This window comes from Sphingomonas sp. AOB5 (assembly GCF_029433115.1).
In the GTDB taxonomy this organism is placed as follows: Bacteria; Pseudomonadota; Alphaproteobacteria; order Sphingomonadales; family Sphingomonadaceae; genus Sphingomonas.
The window spans coordinates 1-12,784 of the sequence record NZ_JARNTV010000085.1 but is presented as its reverse complement, the minus strand read 5'-3'; the positions used below and the strand labels follow the sequence as shown (position 1 = coordinate 12,784).

At 67.4% G+C, this 12,784-nt stretch carries 11 protein-coding genes; 4 read left to right on the top strand and 7 right to left on the bottom strand.

The genetic code is table 11. The features are described from left to right. Positions 1-443: winged helix-turn-helix domain-containing protein (locus P1X14_RS20355; protein WP_277317252.1), on the bottom strand; the 443-nt coding region annotated here is incomplete at its 3' end. Between the two features lie 172 nt (positions 444-615). On the opposite strand from P1X14_RS20355, the gene P1X14_RS20350 reads away from it, so the two are divergent. Then, positions 616-906 (top strand): UrcA family protein, encoded by a 291-nt coding sequence (locus P1X14_RS20350; RefSeq protein ID WP_277317251.1) that lies wholly within the window; start codon positions 616-618, stop codon positions 904-906. Between the two features lie 180 nt (positions 907-1,086). Here P1X14_RS20350 and P1X14_RS20345 read toward each other — a convergent pair whose 3' ends face one another. Next, positions 1,087-2,235, bottom strand: coding sequence for a class V aminotransferase (locus P1X14_RS20345; protein WP_277317250.1), 1,149 nt, complete (start codon positions 2,233-2,235; stop codon positions 1,087-1,089). After that, the gene (locus P1X14_RS20340) at positions 2,232-2,996 is read right to left on the bottom strand and encodes a tryptophan 2,3-dioxygenase (protein ID WP_277317249.1); all 765 of its coding nucleotides are present in this window, start codon (positions 2,994-2,996) and stop codon (positions 2,232-2,234) included. The genes P1X14_RS20345 and P1X14_RS20340 overlap by 4 nt, the downstream gene beginning before the upstream one ends. A gap of 107 nt (positions 2,997-3,103) precedes the next feature. Between P1X14_RS20340 and P1X14_RS20335 the strand changes: the two genes are divergently transcribed. Beyond that, a complete protein-coding gene (locus tag P1X14_RS20335) occupies positions 3,104-4,951 on the top strand; it encodes a DUF885 family protein (protein WP_277317248.1) in 1,848 nt (615 codons plus the stop codon). Between the two features lie 143 nt (positions 4,952-5,094). Here the strand turns inward: P1X14_RS20335 and P1X14_RS20330 are convergent, their stop codons facing one another. From P1X14_RS20330 to P1X14_RS20320, 3 genes are read right to left on the bottom strand one after another with little or no spacing between them, the layout of a single operon-like run. Then, positions 5,095-5,757: a hypothetical protein gene (locus tag P1X14_RS20330; RefSeq protein ID WP_277317247.1), complete on the bottom strand. Its 663-nt coding sequence runs from the start codon at positions 5,755-5,757 to the stop codon at positions 5,095-5,097. Between the two features lie 4 nt (positions 5,758-5,761). Continuing rightward, positions 5,762-6,577: a 2,3,4,5-tetrahydropyridine-2,6-dicarboxylate N-succinyltransferase gene (dapD, locus tag P1X14_RS20325; RefSeq protein WP_277317246.1), complete on the bottom strand. Its 816-nt coding sequence runs from the start codon at positions 6,575-6,577 to the stop codon at positions 5,762-5,764. Further along, positions 6,574-7,245, bottom strand: coding sequence for a pyrimidine 5'-nucleotidase (locus P1X14_RS20320; RefSeq protein WP_277317245.1), 672 nt, complete (start codon positions 7,243-7,245; stop codon positions 6,574-6,576). Before P1X14_RS20320 ends, dapD begins: the two co-directional genes overlap by 4 nt. Positions 7,246-7,379: 134 nt before the next feature. On the opposite strand from P1X14_RS20320, the gene P1X14_RS20315 reads away from it, so the two are divergent. Together P1X14_RS20315 and P1X14_RS20310 are read left to right on the top strand one after the other, a co-directional pair. Beyond that, positions 7,380-9,740, top strand: coding sequence for a S8 family peptidase (locus P1X14_RS20315; protein WP_277317244.1), 2,361 nt, complete (start codon positions 7,380-7,382; stop codon positions 9,738-9,740). 49 nt (positions 9,741-9,789) lie between these two features. Beyond that, entirely contained in the window at positions 9,790-10,773 is a 984-nt protein-coding gene (locus tag P1X14_RS20310; RefSeq protein ID WP_277317243.1) for an LLM class flavin-dependent oxidoreductase, read from the top strand. Positions 10,774-10,902: 129 nt separating this feature from the next. Here the strand turns inward: P1X14_RS20310 and P1X14_RS20305 are convergent, their stop codons facing one another. Beyond that, on the bottom strand, positions 10,903-12,684 hold the full coding sequence (locus P1X14_RS20305) for an ATP-binding cassette domain-containing protein (RefSeq protein WP_277317242.1): 1,782 nt from the start codon (positions 12,682-12,684) through the stop codon (positions 10,903-10,905). Positions 12,685-12,784: the final 100 nt, after the last annotated feature.

Genomic DNA, 12,784 nt, shown 5'->3' with positions numbered 1-12,784 from the left:
ATCGCGCGGCGATCGAGGCGCAGCTTGCGCACCTCGTCCCGCGCGGCGGCGAGCTCGTTTTCAGGTAGCGGTGCGGGCGTGGCGGCGCCTTCGGCCGGGATCAGGCGGTAGCCGACCTTGGTGATCGTCTCGATACGGAAATCGCCTTCGTCGATCCCCTCGGCGACGCGGCGCAGGCGCGAGATGACGCGGTTGATCGCATCCTCGCCGACGACGCGGCCTTCCCAGCACGAGGCGGTCAGATCCTCGCGGCTGAGGATCGCGCCGGGCTCGCGGGCCAGCGCGACCAGCACCTGCATCACGCGCGGCTCGACCACTTCCTCGGCGCCCCCAACACCATCATGGGCGTCCCGCGCGATCTGGCGCAGCGCCGGGCGCACGGCGAGGCGGCCGAGTCGGAGCTCCGGTTCGTGCGCAAGATCGATGCGGTCCATTCCGCGCATTGAATCGCGTCCCCGGCAAACCCAAGCCCCGACATTCCATATCGGCGAATCATCGGCGTTTCATCAGGTCTTTGTCGGCTCCTCATCCTCTCGATCACGCGGCGGCGGTGCGACTTTGGATGGGCAGGAAGCGATGTCCCCCTTTTCGCTTCCCCTTCGAGGAGGAACGACCATGAAACCCCTGTTGATCGCCCTTGCCGCATTCGCTGCGGCGACCCCCGTGCTGGCCCAGGACGCGCCGAAGACCGTGACCGTGCGGATCGACGATCTCGACCTGTCGCAGCGCGGCGATGTGCGCACGCTCAATCGCCGCGTCGCGGCCGCCAAGGAAAGCGTGTGCGGCTCCTATGCCGGGGCGCGCGACGGCGCGGAGGAGCGGATCGCGGCGTGCCGTGCGGAGGTCGATCGCCAGGTCGAACCGCGGCTCGCGGCGCTGCTGAACGTGCAGGTCGCCGCGCGCTGATCATGAGGCCCACTCGGCCGGGTGCCGCGCATGGCGCCCGGCTGCTTTTTTGTGGGTTCAGCAAAGCTGAACCGTTGCGGCACCAGCCCGCTCCCCCACCCGGCCACCCAACGGAAGTATATTCTATGGGTGGCCGGGTGGGGGAGCGGGCCGGCGCCGCATCCGCGTAAGCGGATCAACCTAACGGCCCAGCCACTCCAGCTCGCCGAGCAGCCGGCTGATATCGCGCTGGTCGTGATACAGGCCGAGACCGATCCGCAGCACGTCGCCGCGCACATCGGTGATGACGTCTTCGGCTTCGAGCCTTGTCTTCCATTCTGCCGCGTGCGGACTGCGCAGCGCGAGGAAACGGCCCTGCGATTTCGGGCCGGGCGGGTTGAGCAGTTCGGCTTCGGCCAGCGGCGTCGATGCGATGCCTTCCAGAAGTGTCGCGCGCAGCCTCGCGACATGATCGTTGATCCCGGCGGTGTTCAGCCCTTCGCCGGCCAGCATGTCGCGCACCGCGACGAAGCGGTACAGGCCGGAGGGATCGAAGGTCGCGCCCATATAGCGCCGCGCATCGGGCGCATAGCCGATGCTGCCGGGCGGGAGCGAGAGATCGTCGAACTCGGCATACCAGCCGGTAATCTCGGGCCGTGCGCCGAAGCCGGGCGGGGCGTGCATGATCGACACGCCTTCGCCGGCCATGGCGTATTTGTAGCCGCCGGCGAGGTAGAAGACCCTGTCCGCCACTGCCGACAGATCGGTCTCGACCGCCATGAAGCCGTGATAGCCGTCAATCACCACCCATGGCCCTTCTGGGCGAGCGAGCGCCGCGAGCGGTTCGACCAGCCCTGAGCGGCGGCCGTTGGAGAAGAACACCTGGCTGGTGAAGATCAGGTCGTGATCGCCCGATGCGGCACGGTCGAGGAACGCGGCTTCGTCGGCATAGGGGAGTGTTTCGAGCGTGATCGTGCCGCTTTCGATCCAGCGCGCGGCCTGACGGCGGAAGCTGTGGAATTCCGCATCGGTCGAGAGGAGGCGGACCGGGCGGCGGTCCATCGCCGAGACGATCCGCAACAGGAAATCATGGGTGTTGCCCGCGAAGACGATGCTGGCGGGATCGGGCAGCTTCAGCTCGCGCGCGACATGGTGCTGCGCGGCGGGCCACACCTCGCCCATCACCCGCTCCCATTTGCGGTCGGCCAGCCGGACGCCGTCCTGCCACGCGGCGAGCTGGCCGACATAGGAGGCGTCGGGCCAGAGATGATGGCTGTGCGCGGCGACGTGCAGCCGGTCCGGCGCGGCGGCGATGGCGCGCTGGAAGAGGTGCTTGTAGCTCTGGCTCACAACTGCGTCCGCAGCGTCCAGAGTTCGGGGAAGGCGCGCTTCACCAGCGTCGATTCGAGATAGGGCACGCCCGGCGTGCCGCCGGTGCCGGGTTTCATCCCGATCACGCGGCTGACGGTCAGCACATGCTTGTGCCGCCAGGTGGCCAGCGCATCGTCGATATCGACCAGCTTCTCGGCGAGCTGATAGAGTTCCCAATGCCGATTGGGCTCGCGATAGACCTGCGCCCAGGCGTCCTCGACTGCCTTGTCCGCGACATAGGGTGCGGACCAGTCGCGCTCCAGCGCCTCGGCGGGTACGTCGAAACCGGCGCGGGCGAGCGCGGCATTGGCTTCGTCCCACAGGCTCGGGATCGCCAGATATTCGTCGGTCAGCGGCCCCGGCACCCCGCCGCCGCGGATGCCGAGCAGCGTCTCGACCGCGCGGAACTGGTCCGACTGGAAGCCCGAGCTGGGGCCGAGGACCTCGCGGAAATTTGTATAGTCGCTCGGCGTCATCGTCGCGAGCACGTCCCAGCTCAGCGTCATCACCGCCTGGATGCGACTGACGCGGGCGAGGCCCTTATATGCCTCGACCGGCTTGTCCTCGCGGACCAGCCCCATGGCGAGGCGGATCTCGGAGATGGCCTGCTTCAGCCACAGTTCCTTGGTCTGGTGGATGATGATGAACAGCAGCTCGTCGTGCCGGTCCGAGATCGGATGCTGGGCGGTAAGCAGCTGATCGAGCGCGAGGTAGCGCCCGTACGTCATGGGTTCGGTCATGCCCGGCCTATACGACGCCGCGCGCGGCGCGTCAGTCCCCGTCGCCGCTTGCATTCCGCCCGGCTGGCGCGGAGTAATGCCGCATCCCCGAATACAAGGAATCCGTCATGCTCGATCGCCGTCAGATGTTGCTGTCGACCGCTGCCGCCGCTGCCGCCGCCATGGTCGGCGCGCCGTTCGCCGCTGCGGGCAAGCGCCTGCTCCCCTCCGAAGGCGGCGCGAAGCTGACCGCTTTGCTCGACCGGATGATGCAGGATTTCCTGAAGGAATCGCCCGAGTTCATGACCGTGCTGGGCATGGACAGCGGACCCAATGCGGCGGTGCGTTCGCTGCTCGACGACCGGTCGCAGGCGTTCACCGACAAGGCGTTCGCGGCATTCCGCGGCTATGGCACCGAACTTGCCGCGATCGATCGCAAAGCGCTGACCGGCATGGATGCGGTCAATTACGACACCACCAAATTCTTCATCGACACCGCAGCCATTTCCGACAAGTTCGACTATGGCACGCAGGGCACGATCGGCGGCGCAGCACCCTATGTCGTCAGCCAGCTGACCGGCAGCTATGGCGGCATCCCGCAGTTCCTCGACACCAATCACCAGATCAAGACCGCGGCCGATGGCGAGACCTATCTCGACCGGCTGAAGGCGTTCGCCAAGGTGCTGGACGTCGAGACCGACCGCACCCGCGCCGACTATGCCAAGGGCGCGACCCCGCCCGATTTCGTCCTGCGCCGCACCGCCGAGCAGTTCGACGCGATCCTGAAGGTGGCGCCGGGCGAATCGAGCATGACCACCTCGCTGGTTCGCCGCGCCGCGGCCGCCAATTTGCCCGGCGACTGGAAGGCGCGGGCCGAGGCGATCGTGCGCGATGCCGTCTATCCGGCGCTGCAGCGTCAGGCGGCGGTGCTGTCCGCGGCGCTGCCCACCGCGTCGAAGGAAGCCGGTTGCTGGCGCTTGCCCGATGGCGAGGCCTATTACCGCTATGGCGTGCTTGCCTACACGACCACCGCCATGTCGGGCGAGGAGATCCACAAGGTCGGGCTGGAACAGGTCGCCGAACTTTCGGCGCGTGCGGACGCGATCCTGCGCAAGCAGGGCATGACGCAGGGGACGGTGGGCGAGCGGATCGCCGCGATCGGCAAGCGTCCGGGGCAGCTCTATCCCAACACCGATGCGGGTAAGGCGCAGCTTCTGGCGGACCTGAACGCGCAGATGGCGGCGATGGCCAAGCGCCTGCCCGAAGTGTTCGGCCGCGTGCCCAAGGCCTCGGTCGAGATCAAGCGCGTGCCGGTGGAGATCGAGGCGGGCGCGCCGGGCGGCAGCTATCAGCTGCCCGCGCTGGATGGCTCGCGTCCCGGCGCCTATTACATCAACCTGCGCGATACCGCCGAATGGCCGAAGTTCACGCTGCCCACGCTGACCTATCACGAAGCGAGCCCCGGCCATCACCACCAGATCTCGCTGGCGCTGGAGGCACAGGGCATTCCGCTGCTGCGCAAGATGCCGCTATTCTCGGGCTATACCGAGGGCTGGGGCCTCTATGCCGAGCAGCTGGCGGACGAGATGGGTATGTATGAGGGTGATCCCTGGGGGCAGCTCGGCTATCTCCAGTCGCTGATGTTCCGCGCGGCGCGGCTGGTTGCCGATTCAGGGCTGCACTACAAGCGTTGGAGCCGCGAGCAGACGGTCAAGTACATGGTCGAGGCGCTGGGCGATTCCGAGACGACGCTGACCACCGAAGTCGAGCGTTACTGCGTGTGGCCGGGCCAGGCGTGCAGCTACAAGCTGGGCCATATCGTGTGGGAACGATCGCGCGAGGCGGCGAAGAAGACGCTGGGCGCGAAGTTCGACATCAAGGGCTTCCACGATACCGCGCTGGCCGCGGGCGCGGTGCCGCTCAGCGTGCTGGAAGCGGCGATGGCCGACTGGGCCAAGGGAGTTCAGAAGGGGTGAGCTATGCAATCCTCCCCCGCCAGGGGGAGGTGGCGCCGAAGGCGACGGAGGGGGAGGACTCACTGAAGCGAGTGGGTCGCTTACCTCCCCCTCCGTCAGCTGCGCTGACACCTCCCCCTGGCGGGGGAGGATGGAACTATCGATCAGGCCCGCGCCACGCCGCGGCGTTTCTTCCAGTCGAGCGGCACGTGGATCTTGCGGTCCCAGCTGCCGTCCCATTCGGGCGCGAGGCCGTGCGCTTCCAGCTGGACGAGGATCTCACGGGCGACGTCGAGCGCGGCGTCCTCGCCTTCCTCGCACGCGCCATAGCCGAGATAGACACCATGGCCTTCCGCGGCGCTTTCGGTGTCCTGGATATGGTAGAAGGTATAGCCGTGCGCGGGCAGGCCGGCATCCTGCGCCAAGGCGATCTCGTCCCAGATCTCGGTCGATCCGCAATTGCTGCAGCAGGTGAAGTTCTGCCGCGCGATCACGCCATCGGCTTCCAGCGCGGCAAAGGCGGCGTCGAGCCGGTCGCAATCGGTGGTCGCGGGCCAGCCTGCCGCTACGTCTGCATGATCGGCCAGCGCCTCGCGCAGCAGTCGCGGAGCTTCGCGCTGGATCCAGGCCGGATCGAGATCGTCGCCCAGAAGATCGGGGGCTTCGGTGAGGATCACATCCTCGTCGCGAAAGCCCATCGCGACTTCGCGCCGGATATGGTCGCGCAGGATCGCGACAGGATCTTCGGCCGGGGCCTGCGCGGCCGGCGGCGGGGAAGGCGCAGCGCCCTTGCCCAATCCGAACAGCCGCGCGAGGAAACCCTTCACCGGATCAGTCCCGCAACAGCTCGTTGATGCCGGTCTTGCTGCGGGTCTGGGCGTCGACCGTCTTGACGATCACCGCGCAATAGAGACCGGGCTTGCCCGCTTCGCCCGGCAACGTGCCGGGGACGACCACCGAATAGGGCGGCACATGGCCGCGATGGACCTCGCCGGTGGCGCGGTCGACGATCTTGGTCGAGGCGCCGAGATAAACGCCCATCGACAGCACCGCGCCTTCGCCGACGCGGACGCCCTCGGCCACTTCGGCGCGGGCGCCGATGAAGGCGCCGTCGCCGATGATCACCGGATCGGCCTGAAGCGGCTCGAGCACGCCGCCGATGCCGACGCCGCCCGATAGGTGGACGTTCTTGCCGATCTGCGCGCAGCTGCCGACGGTGGCCCAGGTGTCGACCATCGTGCCTTCGCCGACGAAGGCGCCGATGTTCACGAAGCTGGGCATCAGCACGACGCTCTTCGCGATATGCGCGCCATGGCGGACGACGCTGCCCGGCACCTGGCGGAAGCCGGCTTCGCGGAAGCGGGCGTCGCTCCAGCCTGCGGTCTTGAGCGGCACCTTGTCGAAGCCGCCGGGCATGACGGCGTTATCGTTGAGGCGGAACGAGAGGAGCACGGCTTTCTTGAGCCACTGATTGACCTTCCAGCCCTCCCCATCGGGTTCGGCAACGCGCGCCGTGCCGCTGTCGAGCAGCGCCAGCGCTTCGTTCACCGCGTCGCGGACTTCGCCCTGCGTAGCGGTGTTCAGATCGGCGCGTGCTTCCCATGCGGCATCGATTATTGATGCGAGGGGGGTGGTTTCGAGAGTCACGCGTCTTCCTCCAATATGTCGAACAGCCATTGGCCGATGTCGGTCGTAATATGATCGATATAGCTGCGATCCTCGTCGCCCGGCGCCTGTTCGGAGCCGTTGTCGATCCAGACCGTGGTCATGCCGATCGCCTTGGCCGGGCGCAGGTTGCGCGCCATGTCCTCGACGAACAGCGATTCGTGCGGGTCCAGCCCATAGGCGTCGAGCAGGCCGTGATAGGCGACCGGATCGGGCTTGGGGCGATAGGAAGTGGCGTGGACGTCGTGGATCGCCTCGAACGTGTCGCCGAGACCCAGCCGGTCGAGCACCTTCGCCGCATAGGGCGCATCGCCATTGGTGAAGATCAGCTTGCGGCCGGGCAGGCGGGCGAGTGCGGCGATCAGCATCTCGTTGCGTTCCAGCACCGCCATGTCGACGTCATGGACGTCGCCCAGATAGTGGTGCGGATCGACGTCATGTTCGGCCATCAGCCCCGACAGGGTTGTGCCATGGGCGTGGAAATAGCCCTTCTGGATGCGCCGCGCCTCGACCGCGTCGACGTTCAGCAGCCGGGCGACATAGTCGCCGATCCGTGCATCGATCAGCGCGAACAGATTGGCGCTGGCCGGATACAGCGTGTTATCCAGATCGAAGATCCAGTTGCGGATATGGTGAAGCCCGGCGCGCATGGGGCATGCCCCTAGGCGGTGGCGGGACCCCGGGCAAGGCACGAGCGATAGGGTAGTCACCCTAGTAGATTAAGCAGCGATAAAGACTAAGAAACTTAAGTGCAGGGTTGCGCAATAAGGGTGGGGCACAGGACATGACATCGGCATACCGTTCGCGGCTGCACCGTTCGGCAGCCATCGGCGCCATGTTGCTGGTCGCCGCGTGCAGCAGCGGTGGCGGCGGTGGCGTGGGGACGACCCCGGCCCCTTCGCCCGCGCCGACCCCGACTCCCGCGCCGACGCCCACACCGGCTCCGACGCCTACTCCCACGCCGACGCCCACGACGAATTACGACACCTCGGAATATCGCGCGACCACGGGGGCGGTGTCGATGAATGCGCTGGCCGCCTATAATCGCGGGGCGACCGGGCAGGGCATCCGCGTCGGCGTGATCGACAGCGGGATCGACCTGCAGAGCGAGGAATTCGGCGACTGTTCGGGCGGCATCGGCACCGGAAGCTGCCGCATCCTGGCCACTTCGCGCGATACGGCGGGCAATAGCTCGATCGACGATCAGGGCGGGCACGGCACCGCGGTCGCCTTCACCATCGCCGGGCGCCGCAATGGCGCGGGCACGCACGGCGTGGCGTTCGACGTCAGCCTGATCGTGCTTCGCGCCGACACCCCCGGCAGCTGCGCCACCGAGACCCCGGACGACGACGAATCGGGCTGCAGCTTCAGCGACAATAACATCGCGGCGGCGCTGGACACCGCACGGCTCAACGGCGCGCGGGTGGTCAATATCTCGCTGGGCGGTGGCAGCAGTAATACGACGCTGAACAATGCGATGCAGCGTGCGACTTCGGCGGGCGTGATCCTCGTCCAGTCGGCGGGCAATGACGGCGATCCCAATCCCGATCCGTTCACCGCCAATGCCAGCAATGCCGCCATCTCGAACGGGCTGATCATCATCGCCGGTTCGGTGGGCGAGGGCGGCGCGATCTCCAGCTTCTCCAACCGTGCGGGCAGCGGCGCGCGGCGCAATTTCTACCTCGCGGCGGTTGGCGAGCGGGTGCGCGCGCCGGACGAGAACAACGTGCCGTTCCTGTGGTCCGGCACCTCGTTCGCCGCGCCGCAGATCACGGGGGCGATCGCGCTGCTGGCGCAGGCCTTTCCGGCGATGACTTCGGCGCAGATCGTCGACCTGCTGTTCACCACCGCGCGCGATGCGGGGGCGGTGGGGATCGACGATATCTATGGCCGCGGGATCCTCGACCTGACCCGAGCCTTCGCGCCGGTCGGCACCACTTCGATCGCGGGCAGCAAGGCGGTGGCTTCCAGCGTAAACGGCACGCTCTCCGCGCCGATGGGCGACGCCCGGCAGGGCGCTCTCGGCACGGTGGTGCTCGATGCCTATGACCGTGCCTTCACCATGGACATGGCGGGCACGATCGACCGCGAGAGCCCGGCGCGGCAGTTGCCGCAGCTGATGGCATCGCGCCAGCGCAGCTTCGCGCTGGGCGTGAAGGACATGACGCTGACCGTCAGCCTGGTGCCGGGGTACGATGCGGTGCGGATCGAGCGGCTGGGGATCGGGACGGGCGATGCGCGCAATGCGCTGGCCAGCTCGGCATCGCTGAGCGGGAATCTGGCGCCACGGACCCAGTTCGCGATCGGCGCTTCGGAAAGCGGCAACACGCTGGCCTCGCGGCTGGCCGGGCGCGGCGAGCCGGCGTTCCTGGTCGCGCGCGATCCGGTCAACAATTCGGGCTTCGACGTCGATGTCGGGGCTTCGGCAGCAGTGCGCCATCGCTTCGGTCCGTGGGGGCTGACCGTCTCGCAGGAAATGGGCGATGTGTTGACCCGGCGCGACACCACCCTCTATGCGCTGATGCACCGGCCGGAGCGGTTCGGATACAGCCGCGCCTCGATCGGGGTGGACCGCACCATCGGCGGGCTGCGGCTGGGGGTTACGGCCACGCGCCTGTCCGAAGAGAATAGCGTTCTGGGCGCGCGCTTCTCGACTGGCCTCGGCGCGGCGCGGGCGGACAGCATGTTCCTCGATCTGGGCGCCCGCTTCGATGCGGGTCAGGGCTGGAACCTGGGCGCATCGATGCGGCAGGGCTGGACCCGCGCGCGGCTGCGCGGCGGGGTCGAGGGATCGGGTGCGGTGCGCACCAACGGCTTTGCGGTCGATCTGGGCAAGACCGGCGTGTTTACACCGTACGACCAGTTCGGCTTCCGCATCGCTCAGCCGCTGCGCGTGTCGAGCGGCGGGATCGACCTGCGCCTGCCGCAGATGTGGGACTACTGGGCCGAGACGGTGACCGAGTGGAACGTGGCGCGGATCAATCTGGCGCCGCAGGGCCGCGAGGTGGATTTCGAGCTGAGCTATTTCCGGCCCTTCCTAGGCGGGGATATCAGCGGCAATCTGTTCCTGCGCCGCAATCCGGGGAATTTCGCAATGTTCCCGGACGACAAGGGCGGGGCAGTGAGGTTCAGCTTCGGCTTCTGATGGATGAAGTTGGTGGCGGAGGCCGGATGGCCTCCCCATCTTGCCACCCATGACCGCCTATTCCCTGCTCGATCTCGTCCCCATCACCCAGGGCGGGAGTGCCCGTCAGTCGCTTGCCAATGCTGCCGATCTGGCAAGGCATGCGGAGTCGCTCGGCTTCACCCGCTACTGGGTGGCGGAGCATCACGGCATGGCGGGGATCGCCAGTGCGGCGACTTCGGTGGTGATCGCGCATGTCGGGCAGGCGACCAGGACCATCCGCATCGGCGCGGGCGGGATCATGCTGCCCAACCATGCGCCGCTGGTGATCGCCGAACAGTTCGGCACGCTCGATGCGCTGTTCCCCGGCCGGGTCGATCTGGGGCTGGGCCGCGCGCCGGGTTCGGACATGAAGGTGGCGCGGGCGATCCGGCGGACGCTGGAAAGCGATTCGAACGCCTTCCCGCAGGATGTGGTCGAGTTGCAAAGCTATTTCGCGGATGACGGGCGGACCGGCATCCGCGCGACGCCGGGCGCGGGCGCGAAAGTGGATCTGTGGATCCTGGGATCGAGCCTGTTCGGAGCGCAGCTCGCCGCGGCGCTGGGGCTGCCCTATGCCTTCGCCTCGCACTTCGCACCGGGGATGCTGGACGAAGCGATCGACGTGTATCGCCGCAATTTCCGGCCGTCGGCGGTGCTGGAAAAGCCCTATTTCATGGCGGGCTATAACGTGTTCGCGGCGGACACCGATGAAGAAGCCGAGCTGCTGGCCAGCTCGCAGCAACAGGCTTTCGTGGCGATCCGCACCGGCGAGGGGATTCAGCTGCCGCCGCCAGTGCCGGGGTATCTGGAGAGCCTTGGACCGCACCGTGCGATCCTCGATCAGGTGCTGTCGGCGAGTGCGGTGGGATCGCCCGATACGGTGCGCGAGAAGATCGCTGCGTTCGTGAAGCGGACGGGCGCGGACGAGCTGATGATCGGCAGCGCGATGTACGATCACGGCGCGCGACGGCGGAGTCTGGAGATTACCGCCGAGGTGATGCGGGGGCTGTAAATCCTCCCCCCGCCAGGGGGAGGTGGCGCCGAAGGCGACGGAGGGGGAGGACTCCCCAACATTGGTTCTGGAATCCTCCCCCTCCGTCAGCTGCGCTGACACCTCCCCCTTGCGGGGGAGGATTTAGGGTCAGCCCAGCGCTTCCACCATTTCGGCCAGTTCCAGCCAGCGCATTTCGGCCGCGTCCTTTTCGTCGCGGGCGGCAGCCACCGCCTTCATCAGCGTGTCGAACTTCGTCCGGTCGCGGGTGTAGAGATCGCCATCGGCCAGCGCCGCTTCGTCGCGGAGGATTGCGGCTTCCAGTTCCTCGACCCGCTTGGGCAGCAGGTCGTAGTCGCGCTGGTCCTTGTAGCTGAGCTTGGTCTGTTTCTTCGGTGTTTCGGGCGCGGCGGCCTTGGCCGGCTCGGCTTTCTTCGCCGGCTCGGTGCGCTGCTTCCGCTTGGCGACCCAATCGGCATAGCCGCCGACCACCACATCGACTGTGCCCGATCCGTCGAGGCCGAGCGTCACCGTCACGGTGCGGTCGAGGAAATCGCGGTCGTGGCTGACGATCAGGACGGTGCCTTCATAGTCGGCGATCACTTCCTGCAGCAGGTCGAGGGTCTCGAGATCGAGGTCGTTGGTCGGCTCGTCGAGCACCAGCAGGTTCGAGGGCCGGGCGAACTCGCGGGCGAGCAGCAGGCGCGACCGCTCGCCGCCCGAAAGCGTGCCGACCTTGGCGTCGACCAGAGTCGGCTCGAACAGGAACTCCTTGAGATAGCCATGGACGTGCTTCTTTACGCCCAGCACGTCGATCCACTCGCCGCCTTGCGTGAGCACGTCGCGGACCGTCTTGGCGGGGTCCATGAGACTCCGCTGCTGGTCGATCACCACTTCGTCGAGCGTCTTGGCGAGGCGGATGCTGCCTTCGTCGGGGGCGAGCTGGCCGGTCAGCAGCTTGAGCAGGGTGGTCTTGCCCGCGCCGTTCGCGCCGACCACGCCGATCCGGTCGCCGCGCGTCACGCGAAGCGTCAGGTCCTTGATGATCGTGCGATCCCCAAAGCGCTTGGTGACGTTCTTGACGTCGATCACCACCTTGGTCTGGTTGTCGTCCGAACCGATGGCGAGCTTGGCTGCGCCCTGCGGACCCTGCATCGACGCCCGCAGCGCGCGCATCTCCATCAGCTTGGCCTTGCGCCCCTCGTTGCGGCGGCGGCGGCCGGTCACGCCGCGCAGCAGCCAATGCTCCTCGATCTTGAGCTTGGCATCGAGCCGTTGGGCGTTGCGTTCCTCCTCGGCATAGACCTGATCGGTCCAGGCTTCGAACCCGCCGAAGCCGATTTCCGCGCGCCGGATCGCGCCGCGATCGAGCCACAGCGTCTGTTTGGTCAGGCGGGTGAGGAAGGCGCGGTCATGGCTGATCGCGACGAACGCACCATTGTAGCGGCTGAGCCAGTTCTCGAGCCAGTCGATCGCGGCGATATCGAGATGGTTGGTCGGCTCGTCCATCAGCAGCACGTCGGGCGCCTGCGCCAGCGCGCGGGCGATGGCGGCGCGGCGGCGTTCGCCGCCCGATGCGGTAGCCGCTTCGCGGCTCAGGTCGATGCCGAGCTGATCGGCAATGGCTTCGGCTTCGTGGCGTTCGGGCGCATCGTCGCCGGCGAGCACGAAATCGAGCAGGGTGGCGAATCCGGCGACCTGCGGATCCTGTTCCAGCATCACCACATGGGTGCCTGGAACGATGGTGCGGCGACCCTCGTCCGAATCGATGCCGCCCGCGATCAGGCGGAGCAGGGTCGACTTGCCCGCGCCGTTGCGCCCGATCAGCGCCAGCCGGTCGCGCGCGCCGATGTAAAGGTCCAGCCCGCGGAACAGCCAGCCGGATCCTTGGACCAGTCCCAGTCCTTCGTAACTCAACACAGGTGCAGCCATGCGCGGCCCCCTAGCTGGTTGCCTTGGCTTCGCCAAGGGCGGCACCGGCCCGCTCCCCCACCCGGCCTCCCACAGAATATGCTGGATGGGAGGCCGGGTG

What these genes read in the sequence shown, in the direction of transcription:
- P1X14_RS20350 (WP_277317251.1), top strand. Translation starts at nt 616, where the DNA reads ATGAAACCCCTGTTGATCGCCCTTGCCGCATTCGCTGCGGCGACCCCC.
- P1X14_RS20340 (WP_277317249.1), bottom strand. Translation starts at nt 2,996, where the DNA reads ATGACCGAACCCATGACGTACGGGCGCTACCTCGCGCTCGATCAGCTG.
- P1X14_RS20335 (WP_277317248.1), top strand. Translation starts at nt 3,104, where the DNA reads ATGCTCGATCGCCGTCAGATGTTGCTGTCGACCGCTGCCGCCGCTGCC.
- P1X14_RS20320 (WP_277317245.1), bottom strand. Translation starts at nt 7,245, where the DNA reads ATGCGCGCCGGGCTTCACCATATCCGCAACTGGATCTTCGATCTGGAT.
- P1X14_RS20315 (WP_277317244.1), top strand. Translation starts at nt 7,380, where the DNA reads ATGACATCGGCATACCGTTCGCGGCTGCACCGTTCGGCAGCCATCGGC.
- P1X14_RS20310 (WP_277317243.1), top strand. Translation starts at nt 9,790, where the DNA reads ATGACCGCCTATTCCCTGCTCGATCTCGTCCCCATCACCCAGGGCGGG.
- P1X14_RS20305 (WP_277317242.1), bottom strand. Translation starts at nt 12,684, where the DNA reads ATGGCTGCACCTGTGTTGAGTTACGAAGGACTGGGACTGGTCCAAGGA.